Source organism: Streptomyces sp. S063, from assembly GCF_002832675.1.
Classification (GTDB): Bacteria; Actinomycetota; Actinomycetes; order Streptomycetales; family Streptomycetaceae; genus Streptomyces; species Streptomyces sindenensis.
In genome coordinates this window covers 2,038,754-2,055,878 of the sequence record NZ_CP021707.1, presented here as the reverse complement: position 1 = coordinate 2,055,878, position 17,125 = coordinate 2,038,754, and the positions used below count along the sequence as shown (strand labels likewise).

At 71.7% G+C, this 17,125-nt stretch carries 17 protein-coding genes and 1 pseudogene; 12 read left to right on the top strand and 6 right to left on the bottom strand.

Features of this window, described 5'->3' with window-relative positions; all coding sequences use genetic code 11:
• Positions 1 to 132: 132 nt before the first annotated feature.
• Both CCZ36_RS09355 and CCZ36_RS09350 read left to right on the top strand, forming a co-directional pair.
• Entirely contained in the window at positions 133 to 405 is a 273-nt protein-coding gene (locus tag CCZ36_RS09355; RefSeq protein WP_069736579.1) for a hypothetical protein, read from the top strand.
• A gap of 42 nt (positions 406 to 447) precedes the next feature.
• Positions 448 to 1,029 carry a hypothetical protein gene (locus CCZ36_RS09350; protein ID WP_237302616.1) on the top strand — a complete coding sequence of 194 codons (582 nt, stop codon included), beginning with the start codon at positions 448 to 450 and terminating at the stop codon, positions 1,027 to 1,029.
• A 73-nt stretch (positions 1,030 to 1,102) separates the two neighbouring features.
• Here the strand turns inward: CCZ36_RS09350 and CCZ36_RS09345 are convergent, their stop codons facing one another.
• On the bottom strand, positions 1,103 to 1,615 hold the full coding sequence (locus CCZ36_RS09345; RefSeq protein WP_128817443.1) for a hypothetical protein: 513 nt from the start codon (positions 1,613 to 1,615) through the stop codon (positions 1,103 to 1,105).
• A gap of 377 nt (positions 1,616 to 1,992) precedes the next feature.
• Here CCZ36_RS09345 and CCZ36_RS09340 point away from each other — a divergent pair, with 377 nt between their 5' ends.
• Positions 1,993 to 2,718, top strand: a complete 726-nt coding sequence (locus tag CCZ36_RS09340; RefSeq protein ID WP_128817442.1) for a dienelactone hydrolase family protein — start codon at positions 1,993 to 1,995, stop codon at positions 2,716 to 2,718.
• A 229-nt stretch (positions 2,719 to 2,947) separates the two neighbouring features.
• Positions 2,948 to 3,381, top strand: a pseudogene (locus tag CCZ36_RS09335) (alpha/beta fold hydrolase); the annotation flags it as partial.
• Here the strand turns inward: CCZ36_RS09335 and CCZ36_RS09330 are convergent.
• A complete protein-coding gene (locus CCZ36_RS09330) occupies positions 3,353 to 3,751 on the bottom strand; it encodes a VOC family protein (RefSeq protein WP_128817441.1) in 399 nt (132 codons plus the stop codon). The pseudogene CCZ36_RS09335 and the gene CCZ36_RS09330 sit on opposite strands and share 29 nt — an antisense overlap.
• Before the next feature lie 210 nt (positions 3,752 to 3,961).
• Between CCZ36_RS09330 and CCZ36_RS09325 the strand changes: the two genes are divergently transcribed.
• Together CCZ36_RS09325 and rph are read left to right on the top strand one after the other, a co-directional pair.
• Entirely contained in the window at positions 3,962 to 4,936 is a 975-nt protein-coding gene (locus CCZ36_RS09325; protein ID WP_069736587.1) for a dioxygenase family protein, read from the top strand.
• A 155-nt stretch (positions 4,937 to 5,091) separates the two neighbouring features.
• Positions 5,092 to 7,770, top strand: a complete 2,679-nt coding sequence (rph, locus tag CCZ36_RS09320; RefSeq protein WP_443069797.1) for a rifamycin-inactivating phosphotransferase — start codon at positions 5,092 to 5,094, stop codon at positions 7,768 to 7,770.
• Positions 7,771 to 7,802: 32 nt separating this feature from the next.
• On the opposite strand, the gene CCZ36_RS09315 is transcribed toward rph, so the two are convergent.
• Complete coding sequence (locus tag CCZ36_RS09315) at positions 7,803 to 8,492, bottom strand: nucleotidyltransferase domain-containing protein (RefSeq protein ID WP_128817440.1); 690 nt, start codon at positions 8,490 to 8,492, stop codon at positions 7,803 to 7,805.
• A 139-nt stretch (positions 8,493 to 8,631) separates the two neighbouring features.
• Here CCZ36_RS09315 and CCZ36_RS09310 point away from each other — a divergent pair, with 139 nt between their 5' ends.
• Positions 8,632 to 8,904, top strand: coding sequence for a hypothetical protein (locus CCZ36_RS09310; RefSeq protein WP_069736590.1), 273 nt, complete (start codon positions 8,632 to 8,634; stop codon positions 8,902 to 8,904).
• Between the two features lie 275 nt (positions 8,905 to 9,179).
• Complete coding sequence (locus CCZ36_RS09305; RefSeq protein ID WP_069736591.1) at positions 9,180 to 10,151, top strand: glutaminase; 972 nt, start codon at positions 9,180 to 9,182, stop codon at positions 10,149 to 10,151.
• Between the two features lie 62 nt (positions 10,152 to 10,213).
• On the opposite strand, the gene CCZ36_RS09300 is transcribed toward CCZ36_RS09305, so the two are convergent.
• Positions 10,214 to 10,951 (bottom strand): class I SAM-dependent methyltransferase, encoded by a 738-nt coding sequence (locus CCZ36_RS09300; protein ID WP_069736592.1) that lies wholly within the window; start codon positions 10,949 to 10,951, stop codon positions 10,214 to 10,216.
• 152 nt (positions 10,952 to 11,103) lie between these two features.
• Entirely contained in the window at positions 11,104 to 11,472 is a 369-nt protein-coding gene (locus tag CCZ36_RS09295; RefSeq protein ID WP_069736593.1) for a hypothetical protein, read from the bottom strand.
• Between the two features lie 329 nt (positions 11,473 to 11,801).
• Here CCZ36_RS09295 and dusB point away from each other — a divergent pair, with 329 nt between their 5' ends.
• On the top strand, positions 11,802 to 12,950 hold the full coding sequence (gene dusB, locus CCZ36_RS09290; protein ID WP_069736594.1) for a tRNA dihydrouridine synthase DusB: 1,149 nt from the start codon (positions 11,802 to 11,804) through the stop codon (positions 12,948 to 12,950).
• 16 nt (positions 12,951 to 12,966) lie between these two features.
• On the opposite strand, the gene CCZ36_RS09285 is transcribed toward dusB, so the two are convergent.
• Entirely contained in the window at positions 12,967 to 13,722 is a 756-nt protein-coding gene (locus CCZ36_RS09285; protein WP_069736595.1) for a GntR family transcriptional regulator, read from the bottom strand.
• Positions 13,723 to 14,067: 345 nt separating this feature from the next.
• Here CCZ36_RS09285 and CCZ36_RS09280 point away from each other — a divergent pair, with 345 nt between their 5' ends.
• From CCZ36_RS09280 to CCZ36_RS09270, 3 genes are read left to right on the top strand one after another with little or no spacing between them, the layout of a single operon-like run.
• Positions 14,068 to 15,246: an ABC transporter substrate-binding protein gene (locus tag CCZ36_RS09280; protein ID WP_069736596.1), complete on the top strand. Its 1,179-nt coding sequence runs from the start codon at positions 14,068 to 14,070 to the stop codon at positions 15,244 to 15,246.
• The gene (locus CCZ36_RS09275; RefSeq protein ID WP_128817439.1) at positions 15,246 to 16,160 is read left to right on the top strand and encodes an ABC transporter permease; all 915 of its coding nucleotides are present in this window, start codon (positions 15,246 to 15,248) and stop codon (positions 16,158 to 16,160) included. The genes CCZ36_RS09280 and CCZ36_RS09275 overlap by 1 nt, the downstream gene beginning before the upstream one ends.
• Positions 16,148 to 17,125 (top strand): ABC transporter permease, encoded by a 978-nt coding sequence (locus CCZ36_RS09270; RefSeq protein ID WP_128817438.1) that lies wholly within the window; start codon positions 16,148 to 16,150, stop codon positions 17,123 to 17,125. Before CCZ36_RS09275 ends, CCZ36_RS09270 begins: the two co-directional genes overlap by 13 nt.

Below are 17,125 nucleotides of genomic sequence, written 5' to 3'. Positions count from 1 at the left end.
GCGCGCGTCGGGCCGGTCCTGGGCCCGCGCACGGCTCCACCCTTCCCTCCCCCCCCTGAGCTCGGCCGAAGTACCGGCCGGAGGCATGGCCCCGAGCGGTTTTGAACCGTTGCCCGGGGGCAACCGGCTGCGATGGACACCAACACGGACATCGATGCGGGTACGGATGAGGCGGCTTTGACCCAGGGCGAGGAGGACCACCTCCTCCTCAGCGCGGACACCAACGGCGACGGCAAGCCGGATGTGTGGATGACGGACACGACCGGCGACGGCAGAGCGGATCTCTATCAGTTCGACACCACCGGCGACGGCACCGTCGACGTGACGGTCGTCGAGGGAGCGGAGGAGCCCGGCACGGACCGGCTCGTCGTCGAGGGCGACGGCGGCCACCCCCAAGAGGTCTGAGGAGCCCCGCGTGGAACTCGGTACGGGCGGTGGGGAGGGGACATGGCTCCTTCGGCTGGTGCTGCCGCCGGTGCGGGTACGGGTGCGGAGGGAGGCAGGGAGCGTCTGCGCGTGCTGGGAGCCGTCCTCGCCGTTGTCCTGGCGGCCGGGGTGGCGGGCTTCCTGGCCGGAGCGGCTTCCGGCGCGGAATCCGTGGACGTTCCGCGCGGGCTGTTCGTCGCCGGCTCCGCGGTTCTGCTCGCCGCGGGCGGTGCTGGTGGCGCCTGGCAGTGGAACCGGCGGCGTGCGGCGCGGTTCGGGATCAGCGCGAGCAGCTGTCTGCGGGTGGGCCGCGGCCTCCAGCGGGGCGAGGTGCCGAGCGATCCGGCCGAGCGCGTGGCAGCGGTCGACATGGTCCAGCGCATGCGTCGAGGGCCGACCTCCCCCTCCCACCGAGGGGCCCCGTGGTTGCTGGGCGGTGGCGCGTTGCTCTGGGGCGTGGCCGGGGTGATCTTTGTCGTCGACGGCGCGTACGGGTGGGCCCTCTGCGACTTCGCCATGATGGGGCTGCTCCTCTTCCACCTGGCCTCGCTGCGCCGCCGGGGGCGGCGCCTGGAGGCGGCGGCGCGGGCCCTGGGAATCTGATGGCCCAGCACCTGAAGCCCGGCGGAGCAGAGCCGACGCCCAGGATCCGGAAGCCAACGCGATCAGCCGGCCTTCATGAGCCCAGCCGATGCCGCACAAAATCCGGGTGGGGGTCCCCCACTTCGATGCTGTTCTCGTCGAGGCCGTTGGAGATGCAGAACCGACCCGCGTCGAAGGCGAACTCGACAGCGATGGTGCCGTCGGCCAGGTCCTGGCCCGACGGGCGCCACTCAAGCAGCGAAACCTCGCGGAGTTTCCGGCCGATGAACGGTTCGAACCGTTCATCGGCGCTGGACCACGCCGGCGTGAACTCGGACTCCTGCCATCCGGTGATCACGGCTGTGGTGTCGAGGGTGTTCCAGCTGATCGACAGCTCATCGAACTTCCAGTGGCAGATCTCGACCCGGACGCCCTCATAGTCCAACACCAACGGGCAATCGGCGAACCACTCCCCGTCCTCGACGAAGCGCACGAGCGCGTACCCGGTCAGGCGCCGCCCACCAAGCGCCGCCAACCGTGGTCCGTGGTTCTCGCGGACGGCTTCGAGCCCGACGAGGAAGGTCGGCTCGAAGCCGGCAATACCCATATGCACAGAATCGAAATTACCCCCGATCTTTCAGAGAAGCGGTAACCCGTCGGCGCCTGACCTGCTCAGTTCCGCAGACGGACCTATCCGCGGAATCGGCGATGTCGAACGGTGTGCTTGTGCATCACGCTGAGGTAGTGCCCGTCTCGGTGCCGAACAGGGTGGTGTCGGCCGGGCGGGTTGAATACGGCGCAGACCTCGGCGGGCGGGGTGAGGATGCTCGACTGCTCGCCGAGGGTGAGCACGTTCAAGGTCACGGCGTGACTCCGGCACTCTCCCGTGCCTGTGCGCACCCCAGTATCCGTTGACCACCGGGCTGCTCTGCCAGCGGCGAATATCGCGCCGAGCGGGCGCGGCAGTCGTTACCGTCGAGCTGCATGACGACGATCACCACCCGCACGGTCGAGTACCCGGCCGACAACCTGACGATGGTCGGACACCTCGCGCTTCCGGCCGGTGCCGGGCGCCGGCCCGCTGTTCTGATCGGGCCGGAGGGGGTGGGGCTCAGCGACGTCGAGCGCGGACGGGCCGAGGCTCTGGCCGAGCTGGGGTACGTGGCGCTCGCCTTCGACCTCCACGGCGGGCGCTATCTGGCGGACCCGGACGACATGGTGTCCCGCTGCATGCCTCTGCTCGCCGACCCCGAACGGCTGCGCGGAATCGGGCACGCCGCGCTCGACGTGTTGCACGCCGAACCACGGGCCGACCCTGACCGGACCGCCGCCATCGGCTACGGCACCGGGGGCGCGGTCGCCCTGGAGCTCGGCCGTGACGGCGTCGACCTGCGCGTGATCGGGACGGTCAACGCACTGACCACCGGTCGACCGGGCGAGGCGGCACGCCTTCGCTGTCCGGTGTGGGCCGGGGTGGGGTCGGAAGACCCCATCATGCCGCCCGCCCAACGGGACGCGTTCACCGCCGAGATGGAGGCCGCGGGCATCGACTGGCGGCTCGTGGTGTACGGGGGAGCCCTGCACGCCTTTCACCACCCACCGGTCGACCACGCCGTGCGCCCGGGCGTCGGCTACCACTCGCGGCACGCACAGCGAGCCTGGCGTGACGTCGTCGCCCTTCTCGCGGAGTGCCTGCCCGTCACGGAGTGATCGGGCCGTCGCGGGCCTGTGGGGTCTGCTGCTTCCGTTCGGAGGACGACATGTGGCCCGGCCGGCGAAGCAGACCGGTCGCTTCAATGCGCTCCTCGCGTCCTCCAGGTTCCTGTCCAAAGCCGCGGCTGGAGAGGCCCGCCGCCCGTTGGCCCGCCTCCGTGGGGCCTCCGCCGTGGGGCGGGAGCAAGGGCATCCTGCCGGGAGGGGCCGGTGCGGTCCGCTCTGCCGGCTGGTCCTGGTCGACGCCAACCTCGATCCGATCACGCCCGTCCCCGGGGCGGGCGGCAGCAGCGGCATCGCCGCGTACGGGGAGGAGGAGTTCCTGGCCGGTGGCTGGGAAGAGGTCCGGGACCGGGTGGGCCCCGGCTGGTGGTCCACCATGCGCCTCACCGGCCGCGAGGCCCTGCACCGTACGGCTGTCCATCTCGTCCGGGGACCGTTCCCACCATGCGGGAGCTGCTGGTGGAGCTGAGGATTCCCCGCACCTACCTGCTGCCCGAGGCGGACGGGCCGCTCCCGGGCGCCGAGGCGCTCGCCCGGGCCGGGGTGTCCGTCGTCCCCGTCCCGGACTGCGGCCACAACATCATGCTGGACAACCCGGAGGACTTCGTACGCGTCACGGCGGCAGCGCTCAGGTCTCCTCGGGGGCGGACGGCGTGACCCACTCGACGACCTGAACGATCACGCCCTTGGGGGCGGTGACCTGGAAGAGGCGTTCGCCCCGGGGCTCCTCGCGCAGCGGCAAGGCGACCTCCACGCCTTCGGAACGCAGCCGCTTCTCCTCGGCCTCCAGGCCGGTGGTCGTGAAGGTGAGCATCAGGTCCGAGGCGCGCTGATCGCGCTGGCCGGACGGCAGCACTTCGGTGCCCCGTGCCAGCAGGACGATGTCCACGGCTGCGTCGTCGCGCGTCAGGGAGGCGAACCCCTCGGCAGCCGCCTGCCCGGTGTAGCCGAGGTGCGTGGTGAAGAACCGCTGGGACGCGGCGATGTCGTCGACGGTGAGCGAGGCGGTGGACGCGGTGATCCGCAAGGTGTTCCTCCCTCACCGCCTTCGGCCTGCTGGAGTCTTCGCTCGCCGACTACGCACCCGCCTGATCCGAGAGCCTTCTCAGCGGGCTCACAGCCCGTGCCGAGGCCGGACACGGCTTCGGCGGCGATGGTGGACAGCGGGGACGACGCACCCCGCTGTCCGGCCCCGCTGACGGAAGGCACGCACGCGATGAGTAAGCCGAAACCCGGCATGACGCCCGAAGGTCCCGCCTATGAAGGGCGTCTGCTGCCGCATCCGGTGGAAGAGGTCGTCGACCAGGGCCTGGGGTTCGACCTCGGCACCCTGTACGCGCGCAGGAGGTTCCTGGGCTTCCTGGGCGGGGCCGGCGGTATGGCCGCCCTGGCGGCGTGCGGCTCGGGCGCCACGCCCGCGAGCCGCATCTCTGCCTCCGCCTCCTCTTCCTCCTCCGCGTCGACGGCCTCCTCGCTGACGGAGATCCCCGACGAGACCAACGGCCCCTACCCCGCGGACGGAACGAACGGAGTCAACGTCCTGGACGAGGACGGCATCGTCCGCCGGGACATCCGGTCCAGCTTCGGAGACGCCGGTGCGACGGCCCGGGGAATCCCCCTCACCTTCGAACTCACCGTGCTGGACATCGTCAAGGGCGGCGAGCCGATGGCCGGCGCGGCCGTCTACGCCTGGCAGTGCGACCGGGACGGCAAGTACTCCCTGTACTCCGAAGGGGTCGAGGGAGAGAACTATCTGCGCGGCGTACAAGTGGCGGACGGCCGGGGCCGGGTGACGTTCGTCAGCGTCTTCCCCGCCTGCTACCCGGGGCGCTGGCCGCATGTGCACTTCGAGGTGTACCCCGACCTCGACTCGGTCACCGACTACGACAAACGGCTGTCGACCTCGCAACTGGCGCTGCCCAAGAAGGCCTGCGACACCGTCTTCGCCACGGCCGGTTACGAGGCCTCTGTCGACAACCTCGCCCAGCTCACCCTCAAGACCGACAACGTCTTCGGCGACGACGGCGGTGTCCACCAGCTCGCCGCCACCACCGGATCCCCGAAAGCCGGCTATACGGCGACCCTCACCGTCCCCATCGACACCAGCACCGAGCCCGGAGGCAACGCTCCGGGAGGAGGCTCGGAAAGAGGCCCGGGAGGCGGGAGCGGGGGAGGTCCGGGAGGACAGCCGCCCAGCGGGGCGCCCCGCTGAACCCCGGGGCTGCCGTACGCAGCACAAAGGCGAGGAGACACCTCTCCTCGCCACTCTCAACTTATAGCGCACAGGGGGTCTTGCCGCAAGGCCCCGGACCGGGCGCAGAATGTCCGCCTATGCCACAGCCTGCGGAAGACACCTGGAATGACGACGTGCGCGACAAGAGGTTCGACGAGGGACACGAAGAGGTCAACGGCGTGAGCGGGCCGTACGTGCTCGGTCTCGGCGAGGTCGACGAGGATCAGGCCGGGCTCGTCGGCGGGAAGGCGGCCCATCTCGGCGCCCTCTCCCGGATCGACGGAGTCCGGGTGCCGGACGGTTTCTGCGTGACGACGGACGCCTTCCGGCGGGTCGGGGCGCGGGCTCCGGAAGTCGGCGCGCTGCTCGACCGGCTGGCGGGCGCCGACCCGGACGACCGGCAGGCGGTGCGGGAGCTCAGCGCGGAGGTCCGGCGGGCCGTCGAAGAGGCGGTGATCCCCGACGACCTCGCGGACGGGATCACCGGGGCGGTCGCCCGGTCCGGTGATGGGGCCGCGTACGCCGTACGGTCCAGCGCCACGGCGGAGGATCTCCCGACGGCCTCGTTCGCCGGGCAGCAGGACACGTACCTGAACGTCGTGGGGCCGGCGGCGGTCCTCCGGCACGTCAGCCGGTGCTGGGCCTCGCTGTTCACCGAACGCGCGGTGACCTACCGGCGGCGCAACGGCATCGACGACCGTACGGTCCACATGGCCGTGGTCGTCCAGCGCATGGTCTTCCCGGACGCGTCCGGGGTCCTGTTCACCGCCGACCCCGTCACGGGCAACCGCCGGACCGCCACCGTGGACGCGGGGTTCGGGCTCGGTGAGGCGCTGGTCTCCGGGCTGGTGAACCCGGACGTCTTCGCCGTGCGGGACGGCGAGGTCGTCGCCCGGACGATCGCCGTCAAGGAGCGTGCCGTTCACGCCCTGCCGGGCGGCGGTACGCGGGAGGTGGCGGTCGCACCGCAGCAGCGGGAGCGACCGGCGCTGACCGATGCGCAGGTGGTGGAGCTGGTACGGCTCGGGCGGCGGATCGAGGCCCGCTTCGGGTGTCCGCAGGACATCGAGTGGTGCCTGACCGACGACGGTTTCCGGATCGTGCAGAGCCGGCCGATCACGACGCTGTTCCCCGTCCCCGTCCCCGTCCCCGTTTCGGAGGTTGCGGAGGGCGGCCGGGCCCGGAGCGTCTACGTCTCCGTCGGCCACCAGCAGATGATGACCGACGCCATGAAACCGCTGGGCTGGTCCATGTGGCAGCGCACCGCCATGGTGCCGATGCACGAGGCCGGCGGGCGGCTGTTCGTCGACGTCACCCCGCGGCTCGCCTCGCCCGCGTCCCGCGCCGCTCTTCTGGACATCCTGGGCAAGGGCGACCCGCTGGTCAGGGACGCTCTGGAAACGGTGCTGGAGCGGGACGGGTTCGCTCCGCCGGTTCCGGACGCGGACCCCGTCGGCCCTCCGGCGGGCAGCCCGTCCGAGGCTTCGGTGACCGAGGTCGATCCGGCCGTCGTCGCGGAGCTGGTCGAACGCAGCGAGACGTCCCTCGCCGCCCTCGAACGCGACATCCGGACGAAGAGCGGCCCGGAGCTGTTCGACTTCCTGGCGGAGGCCTTCGAGGAGCACAAGCGCGTGCTCAGCGACCCGTTGAGCATCCAGGCGATCATGGCGGGGATGGAGGCCACATGGTGGCTGAACGACAAGCTGGGGGAGTGGCTGGGCGAGAAGAACGCGGCTGACACGCTCACGCTCTCCGCCCCCGGCAACATCACGTCCGAGATGGGGCTCGACCTGCTCGACGTGGCCGACGCGATCCGCCCCCACCCTGAGCTCGTGGCATTCCTGAACGGCGTAGACGTACAGCACGACGACTTCCTGGACGAGCTCGTGAAACTGCCCGGCGGCACCGGTGCGCGTGAAGCGATCGAGACGTACCTCGGCCGCTACGGCATGCGCTGCGTCGGCGAGATCGACATCACGCGGCCCCGGTGGAGTGAGCGCCCCGCCACACTGGTCCCGCCGATCCTCGACAACGTCCGGAACTTCGGGCCGGGCGCCGCCGAGCGTCGCTTCGAGCAGGGGCGGCAGAAGGCGCTCCAGGCCGAGCGGGACGTGCTGTCCCGGCTGCGGGCCCTGCCGGACGGGGAGCGGAAGGCCGACGAGACCAAGCGGATGATCGACCAGGTACGGGCGTTCGCCGGATACCGGGAGTACCCCAAGTACGGCATCGTGTGCCGCTATTTCCTCTACAAGCAGGCCCTGTTGGCGGAGGCGGGGCGGCTCGTGCGGGACGGTGTGCTCGCCGAGCCGGAGGACGTCTACTGCCTCACCTTCCAGGAGCTGGAGGACGTCGTCCGCTCCCGCCGGCTCGACGACCGGCTGATCGCACGGCGCAGGGAAGAGTTCCGCTCGTACGAGACGCTCACCCCGCCCCGGGTGCTGACCTCGGACGGCGATGCCGTCACCGGCTCGTACCGGCGTGACGACGTACCGGCGGGCGCACTTGCCGGTCTCGCGGTTTCCACCGGGAGCGTCGAGGGGCGGGCGCGCGTCATTCTCGACCTGGCCGACGCCGAGCTGGAGGAGGGCGACATCCTGGTCACGCGCTTCACCGACCCCAGCTGGTCCCCGCTGTTCGTCGGTGTCGCGGGCCTGGTGACGGAGGTGGGCGGCCTGATGACCCATGGTGCGGTGATCGCCCGCGAGTACGGACTGCCCGCCGTCGTCGGCGTGGACCGGGCCACCCGGCTGATCCGGGACGGACAGCGCATCCGCGTGCACGGAACGGACGGGTACGTCGAGATCCTGGGCTGACGCGGAGGGGGCACCCCTGGCCGGCGTGCCGACTACAGGCCCGCCGACCAGGGGTGCCCCGGGTGGACGCGGCCCAACAGCCCAGCCAGGCAAGCGAGTTGCTTCGGGCTCAGGTGCGGGACCGTTGCGTCGAAGTCCGCCTGATCCTTCGGGCGGGCGTGCTTGGCCTTGAACAGCAGGACCAGTTCGGGCGCCAGGTACGGAATGCCGTCCCGGGTGTGGTGGACGATTTCGCCGTACGGAAGCCGGATGCTCTCGTCGCGTCGGCAGATCCAGGTATCGCCGTCGTGCGGCTCGCGGAACACGTCCAGCAGATAGTCGCCAGTGGCCGGATCGCGGAGCCACGTCTGATGCACGGCGGCCAGCACGTCCGGCGCGGCGTCCTCCCAGATCCGGCCGCTGCCCGCCGCGTCGAAGACGTACCCGGGGAAGCGGCGGCGCACCTCGGGGAACCGCCCGGCCGGGACCGCGATCTCGATGTCCCCGTGCGCCCGGGTCTGCCCGCCGCGGAACAGGTCCAGCGCCCAGCCCGCGGCCACGTACCACGGGGCCCGGACGCCGGCCAGCCGCCGCGCCACCTCGTCCGGGGTCCAGCAGGACGCCCACCGGGAGTCGAGGGCCTCGATCTCGCGGGGCGACAATTCCGCACCGCCGTAAGGCAGTTGCCCATCGGTGCGAGGAGGCCGTCCTGCTTCGCCGCCCGGCGGTCGTCGCTCACTCATCGCTGAAAGCTATCAGCGCCCGCGTCGGACCGACCCCGAGGGCAAACAGGCGTGTGGACAAGGGACTTGCGGGCACCCGAACGACAGGCCGGTCACTTCGCGACCGGATCTCGGAGCGACTGACCCGAAGGAGCGAGAGATGACTACGCAGTACGGGAACCAGCCGACCGGACAGCAGCACCACGGCGCGCCCGAGGCCGGTGCCTCCGGCAACGTCTTCAGCATCATCGCGATCGTCCTGGGCGTGATCGGGTTCATCTTCCTGCCGATCGTCTTCGCGCTGGGCGGGCTGATCATGGCCATCATCGCCAAGACCGTCCGGCACGAGCGCCTCGCCACGATCGCCATCGTGGTCAGCGCCGTCGGACTGGTCGGCGGCATGGTCCTGGGTGCGGTCTTCGCGAGCATGTGAGCCCTGGGCCCGGGCCTTCCGGACGAGCCCCTGAGGCGGGCTGTACGGGGACTGAACTCCAAGGCGAGCCGTACGGCGCGTAAGCCGTGCGGCTCGCGGGGCGTGGAACTCAGGGGCGCGAGCCGTACGGGCCGCGGGGCCAGGAGCCAGGGCACGGGCGCGGGGCCAGGCACACGGGACATTTGGGCTGCTTCCGATGGGCGGGCAGACTGTGGGCGTTCTCCCCGGCCCCGCCCGGCCGCCGGGCCCCGCTCCGCTCCCCTTCAGGAATCGCCGTGTCCCACCCCTCCGCCGCCGTCCCGGCGGGCAGTGCTGCCGCCCCGCGCACCGGCGCGCACCGCTTCAGCGCCGTCATCAGCCGCATAGCCGAGGAGATGGCCGCCCGCGACGACCACGGCGCCCCCGCCGACTACATTCCGATGCTCGCGGGCGTCGACCCCCGGCGCTTCGGCATGGCCGTCGCCGAGCCGGACGGGACCGTGTACGGGGTCGGGGACTGGCGGCAGCCGTTCTCGACGCAGTCCATCTCCAAGGTGTTCGCCCTGGCCCTGGCGCTCTCCCTGGACGGTGAGCGGATCTGGCGGGGCGTGGGCCGCGAGCCGTCGGGCAACCCCTTCAACTCCCTGGTGCAGCTGGAGTACGAGAACGGGATCCCCCGCAACCCGTTCATCAACGCGGGCGCCCTGGTGGTGACCGACCGGCTCCAGGCGCTGACCGGGGACGCCGCCGGGCAGGTGCGGGAGCTGCTGCGTACGGAGAGCGGCAACCCCGCCATCGACTTCGTACCGGAGGTCGCCGGGTCCGAAGCGGCCCACGGCGACCGCAATGCCGCGCTGGCCCACTTCATGGCCTCCTACGGCAACATCACGCTCCCGGTGCCCGAACTGCTCTCCGCCTACTTCCGGCAGTGCTCCATCGAGGCGTCCTGTGCGGACCTGGCCCTCTCGGCCGGGTTCCTCGCCCGGCACGGCGTCCGGGCCGACGGGTCCGCGCTGCTGACCCGCAGCCAGGCCAAGCAGGTCAACGCGGTCATGCTCACCTGCGGTACGTACGACGCGGCCGGGGAGTTCGCCTACCGGGTGGGGCTGCCGGGCAAGAGCGGCGTCGGCGGCGGGATCATCGCCATCGTCCCCGGGGAGTGCACCCTGTGCGTGTGGAGCCCGGGGCTCGACCGGCGCGGCAACTCGGTGGCGGGCGTGGCGGCGCTCGACCGCTTCACCACGCTCACGGGTCTGTCCGTCTTCTGAGGTGCCGCCCCGGGGGTCTCGGGCCGGCGAGCCGCCGCCTCGGGGGGCTTCGGGCCGGGCCGTCACGCCCGCAGGGCGACCAGACGGTACAGCGGGTCCGGGCGGGCCGAGTCCTGCTCCGGCAGCGCGGCGAGCCGTCGGCACACCTCGGCCACCTCGTTCCGGGGCGCGCGCGTGCACCAGGGGATGAGTCCTGCCTCGATCACCTCGCGCCACTCGCGGGGGCTGCGACCCTGCCCGGTGCCGGGGAACGCCGTGCGGCCCGCCGTTCTCAGCCCTCGTTCCGACGCCCAGCGGTGTACCAGGGACGACCGGTCCGGCACGCGGGGTGCGTAGTGGCGACGCAGGTCCGCCGTGGCCCGGGCGACGTCACCGTCCTCCGCGAAGTACGCGTCGTTCTTGTCGACGGTGGTGATCAGCACCCCACCGGGCCGCAGCACCCTGGCCGCCTCGGCCAGCACGGGCAGGGGGTCCTCCAGCAGGTGCAGCAGCCAGACGATCACGACGGCATCGACCGCGTCCGCCGCGAAGGGCAGGCGGGTGGCGTCGCCGCGCACGACGCCTTCGGGCAGCCGTCGTGCCGCGAGGCCCAGCATCCCGGGCGAGCGGTCGACGCCCACGACCGTGCGCTCCGGACGCGACAGCCTCCGGGTCACGATGCCCGTGCCGCAAGCGATGTCCAGGACCACACAAGGCCCCTGAGGCAGAAGCCGTTCCACCGCCTCCGCCGCCGCCCGGGCCCTCGGTTCACCGCCGCGGGTCGCGTCGTAGCGCCGGGCCTCGTCGTCGTAATCGAGCACGCGCCCATCCTGACCCAACGCCCGCCTTCCGGCCCAGCCCTTCCGCAACTCCGAGACCGCCGTGAACGATCGGGCGGCCGGTGAACGGGGGTACGCGTGAGGGTCCGGGGCGGAAGCCGTCTCGGACCCTCACGGGGGCGCCTCTCCTGCTCTCAACGCTCGGCGGAGGAGGCCCCCAGCTGTTTGATCTTCTCGAACGGGTAGCCGCCGACGATCCCGATGATCAGGGCGTACCCGGCGAAGGCCACGAGTCCCCAGGTGGAGATCGCCCTGCCGCCGCCGCTCAGGATGACGATGCCCAGGGGCACCAGGGGCGCGGCCCCGAGGACGGCGACCCCGGTGCACCAGAACGCCACCAGGTCGTTCGCCCGCTTCCGCAGTGCGGGGTCCGCCTTCACCGCGGCCGGGACCTCGTACCCGACGGCGCCGTCGCAGACCTTGCCCCGGTAGCCGCAGCGGGCCGCCAGCGAGCTGACGACGACCAGCAGGAGGAAACAGCCGAAGAGGAACAGGTAGGCCATGTGCACCTCGCGCTCCGTCGTGCCCTGCCCAGGGGGTGTCTGAACGATTCCGCGCGGGCGGGCGACGCCCGGCACGGCGCCTCGCGGCGTTGCCGAAAGCCCCGGTAGCTCCGCACAGGGCGCTTTCCGTCGCCGGGCCTCTGGTCAGGAGGGCGGCGACGCGGAAACTTTCTCATCACGGGGGGAGGTGCGCAGAAGGCTGCTGGGAAGTGACAAGAGTCATCCGGGAACGAGGCAACCCGGATGCTTCACCTTCCGTCGAATGCCGGGGTCCGCCCCGCCGGCACGGTCCGGCCCGCCACCCGTCCGGCGTACGCGACAATGGAGCAATGACCACGCTCGCCCCCGCCCTCCCGCAGCTCCGTATCGGCCCGCACACCGTGCAGCCGCCGGTCGTGCTGGCCCCGATGGCCGGCATCACCAACGCCCCGTTCCGGACGCTGTGCCGGGAGTTCTCCGGGGGCAAGGGGCTGTTCGTCAGCGAGATGATCACCACGCGGGCGCTGGTCGAGCGCAACGAGAAGACCATGCAGCTCATCCACTTCGACGTGACCGAGACCCCGCGCTCGATCCAGCTGTACGGAGTGGACCCGGTCACCGTCGGCAAGGCCGTCCGCATGATCGTGGACGAGAATCTCGCCGATCACATCGACCTGAACTTCGGCTGCCCGGTCCCCAAGGTCACCCGCAAGGGCGGCGGCTCCGCGCTTCCGTACAAGCGGCCCCTGCTGCGGGCCATCCTCCGGGAGGCCGTCTCGGGCGCCGGCGACCTCCCCGTCACGATCAAGATGCGCAAGGGCATCGACGACGACCACCTCACCTTCCTCGACGCCGGGCGCATCGCCGTCGAGGAGGGGGTGACCGCCGTCGCTCTGCACGGGCGCACCACCGCCCAGCACTACGGCGGCACCGCCGACTGGGACGCCATCGCCCGGCTCAAGGAGCACGTCCCGGAGATCCCCGTCCTCGGCAACGGCGACATCTGGTGCGCCGACGACGCCCTGCGGATGATGCGCGAGACCGGCTGCGACGGGGTGGTCGTCGGGCGCGGCTGCCTCGGGCGGCCCTGGCTCTTCGCCGATCTGGTCAGTGCCATGGAGGGGCGCGGCGAACGGCACGCGCCCACCCTGCGCGAGGTCGCCGACGTCATGGTGCGCCATGCGACGCTGCTGGGGGAGTGGATCGGCGACGAGGCGCGGGGCGTCATCGACTTCCGCAAGCACGTCGCCTGGTATCTCAAGGGCTTCGCGGTCGGCTCCGAGATGCGCAAGAAGCTCGCCGTCACCTCCTCGCTGGAGGAGCTGGGCGGCCAGCTGCACGAGCTGGACCTCGACCAGCCCTGGCCCGACGGCGCCGACGGCCCCCGCGGACGGACCTCCGGCAACAACCGGGTCGTCCTGCCGGACGGCTGGCTCAAGGACCCGTACGACTGCTCGGGCGTCAGCGCCGACGCGGAGTCGGACACCTCCGGCGGCTGAAGCGGTACGGGGTGGCTCACCCCGCTACGCCCGGCCCCGCCCGCCGCTCCAACGGCGCCGCCGCCGCGCTGTTCATCACGTTGAAGACGACGCTGCCCGCCCGGTAGCGGTCGTCCGTCCACTCGATGGCCCGGCCCGCCGCCGTGTACGTCAGATGGCGCTGGCGCAGCAGCGGGCTGGCCCGGCGCACCCGCAGCAGCCGGGCGTCCTCGCTGCCCGCCGCCACCGCGTCGATCAGGTGCTCGCCGTAGTGCGCCACGATGTCCGCGCGCTCCGCGATGCTGTCCATGATCGAGACGCAGTCCTCGGGCAGCGCCCGGACCACCGGGGCCACCCAGTCCGCGTAGACCGTCCGCTCCACCATCACCGGCTCGCCGTCCAGGTGCCGCAGCCGCAGGACGTACAGGACCTCGCTGCCCGGCTCGGCGTCCAGGCGGGCCGCCTCCTCGTCGGTCGCGGGGCGCGTGGTGCGGGTCAGGATGCGGCTGGAGACGTCGCAGCCCATCGCCCGCGCCCACTGCGCGAAGCTGTTGAGCTGCCCGAAGCTCTGCCGGCGCTCCTGGCGCAGGACCACCCGCCGCGCCCCTTGCCGGGAGCCGATCAGGCCCTCGGAGGCCAGCAGCGCCACCGCCTGGCGGACCGTGCCGCGCGAGGCCCCCCACCGCGCGGCGAGGTCGCTCTCGGACGGCAGCCGGGAGCCCGGCGGGTGGACGCCGCTCCGGATCGCCTGTCGCAGCGCCTCGGCGATCTCCTCGTAGCGTGAACGGCCCACGCGCCCCCCGTCGGTCGACTGATGTGATCCGTGAGGTGAATCCGTTGATGTGGTCTGGTGATGTGGTCCGGTGGTGCGATCCGGTGGTGCGATCCGTTGACGTGCATCCTTGCTGTGCACAGCAAGGTGTTCGCGCCACGGGCCGGAAACTCACTCTAACGCCCCCTCAGAGCGTCACGGCGCACGGTTCCGTATCTACCACAACCCCGATATGACCGGCTTTCCTCTTCCTCGGCTCTTGCGGCACCGGTCATCGGACGTTAACTCCTCGGACACCTGGGCCGGGCGAACTGATGCCAGCTTGTATGAACAAGTGGCCCTCACTTCGCTCCCGGGAGACACACCGTGCGCAGAGCCCGACCCCGCCCCCGTACGCGCGCCAACGGCCGTGCCGTTGCCGCTCTCGCCCTCTCCACCGCCGCCCTCACCGCGCTCACCGCGTGCGGCGCCGCGCCCGAGGAGAAGGTCGCCACCGGGGTGAACGGGGTGAAGTCGACCGAGGCGACCTCGGTCGCCGACTTCGGCGGGATGGAGAAGCTGGTCGCCGCCGCCGAGAAGGAGGGCGAGCTGAACGTGATCGCCCTGCCGCCGGACTGGGCGAACTACGGCGAGATCATCAAGGCCTTCCAGGCCAAGTACAAGGTCAAGATCAAGAGCGAGACCCCGGACGCCTCCAGCTCCGACGAGATAGCCGCGGTCAAGTCCCGCAAGGGCCAGAAGCGCGCCCCCGACGTCCTCGACCTCGGCATCGCCTTCGCCCGCAGCGGCGCCGCCGAGAACCTCTTCGCCCCGTACAAGGTCGCCTCCTGGGGCCAGATCCCCGACAGCCAGAAGGACGCCGACGGCCGCTGGTACAACGACTACGGCGGCTACGTCTCCATCGGCTGCGACGCCGCCCGCATCACCACCTGCCCCGAGACCTTCGCCGATCTCCTGAAGCCCGAGTACAAGGGGAAGGTCGCGCTCAACGGCAACCCGACCAAGTCCGGCTCCGCGTTCGGCGGCGTGTACGCGGCCTCGCTCGCCAACAAGGGCTCGTTCGGCGACATCCAGCCCGGCATCGACTTCTTCGGCAAGCTGAAGAAGAGCGGCAACTTCATCCCCGTCGAGTCCACCCCGGCCACCGTCGAGAAGGGCGAGACGCCCATCAGCATCGACTGGGACTACCTGAACGCCGGGTACGCCGACCAGTTCAAGGGCAAGGGCGTCGACTGGAAGGTCTCCGTGCCGGCCGACGGCGTGTACGCCCAGTTCTACTCGCAGGCCATCAACAAGGACGCCCCGCACCCGGCCGCCGCCCGCCTGTGGATGGAGTACCTCTACAGCGCCGAGGGTCAGAACCTCTGGCTCAAGGGGTACGCCCGCCCCGTGCTGCTGCCCGCCATGACCGAGGAAGGCACCGCCGACAAGACCTTCGTCGCCAAGCTGCCGAAGGTCGAGGGCACCCCGTCCTTCCCCTCCTCCGAGGAGCTGGACCAGGCCAACGCCACCCTCGCCGAGAACTGGGACAAGGCCGTCTCCTGATGACCGTCCCGCACCCGTCCGCCGCCCCGGGTCCCGGGGCGGCCACCGCGCAGGGCGGCGGCCGTGCCCGCCGCCGCCCGTCCCGCGTCTGGCTCGGCGCGCTCCCGCTGTTCGTCTTCGCCGGGCTCTGCTTCGGACTGCCCGCCGGGGCCCTGCTGTACGGCGCGCTCACCCGCACCGATCCGGTCGCCGGGACCACCGAGTTCACCGGCGAGCACCTCTCGCGCTCGCTCCAGGGGCCCTACCTCACCTCGCTCACCGGCAGCGTCCAGCTCTCCGCGCTGACCGCCGGCCTCGCCACCGTGCTCGGGGTGCTCATCGCCCAGGCCGTCGTCACCTCCCGGCGCGGCACCCTGCGCGGCGCGGTGCTCACCGCCTCCGGGGTGCTCGCCAACTTCGGCGGGATCCCGCTCGCCTTCGCCTTCGTCGCGACCCTCGGCATCTCCGGGGTCGTCACGGAGCTCGGGCATCTGGACGCCCTCGGCTGGAACCTCTACTCCTTCACCGGGCTCACCGTCATCTACCTCTACTTCCTCGTCCCGCTGATGGTCCTCGTCGTCGTCCCCGCGCTTGACGGGCTGCGCCCGCAGTGGCGGGAGGCCGCGCTCAGCACCGGGGCCTCCACCCGGCAGTTCTGGCGCCACGTCGGCCTGCCCGTCCTCGCGCCCTCGCTGCTCGGCGGGTTCGTCCTGCTCTTCGGCAGTGCCTTCGCCGCGCACGCCACGGCCGCCGCCCTGGTCGGCGGCTCCGTCCCGCTGGTCACGCTGAAGATCGCCGACGCCCTCTCGGGCAACGTCCTGGTCGGCCAGGAGAACGTGGCCCTGGCGCTGAGCCTCGACATGATCGTGATCGCCGGACTGGTGATGGCCGTCTACCTGCCCCTCCAGCGACGGAGTTCCCGATGGCTGCGCTGACCCCTGTCTCCACGCCCCCTGTCTCCCCGGGAGCCGTGCCCGTTGCAGCCCGTCTGCGCCGGCCCCGCTACTGGCGCGGCGCCGTGCTCGCCGTCGCCGGGCTGTACTTCCTCACCCCGCTGATCTCCTCGTTCGTCTTCACCGTCCATGTGCCGGGGCAGGGCCTCACCTTCGCCGCGTACAGCGGGATCCTGTCGGCCGACGGCTTCACCGAGAGCCTCTTCCTCTCGCTCTCCCTCGCCGCCGCCACCATCGCGCTCGCCCTGCTGCTCGTCGTGCCCGCCCTGGTCGCGGTCCGGCTCGGGCCGCCCCGGCTGCGCGCGGTCGTCGAGATCGTCTGCATGCTGCCGCTGGTGGTGCCGCCGATCGCGCTGGTCACCGGGATCGCCACCGTGCTGCGCTGGGGCCCCGACCACTTCTCCCGCACCCCGCTCTATCAGACCTTCCTCGCCGTGCAGAACGAGTCGTTCCCGGTGGTGCTGGTCCTCGCCCACACCGTGCTGGCGCTGCCGTTCGTGCACCGCTCGCTGGACGCGGGGCTCCGCGCGGTCGACGTACCGACGCTGGTGGAGGCGGCCCGGAACTGCGGGGCCGGGCGGCTGTACGTCATCCTCCGCGTCATCCTGCCCAATCTGCGCTCCTCGCTCGCCGGGGCCTCCTTCCTCACCCTGGCCCTGGTGCTCGGCGAGTACACCGTCGCCTCGCTGCTGGGCTTCCGCCCGTTCGCGGTGTGGATCGTCTCCGTCTCCGGCGCCGAGGCCCGGATGTCGGTCGCGGTGTCCCTGCTCTCCCTGCTCATCACCTGGGCCCTGCTGCTCGTCCTCTCCCGCGCCGGAAGCGGCCCGTCCGCCGGTGTCCCGGCCGCCGGTTCCGCCTCGGGAGCCGCCGCCCCAGGGGCAACCGCCGCCTCCCGGCCCGCCACCACCGCGTCCGCCGCCCCCACCCCCGTACCCGGCAAGGAGTAG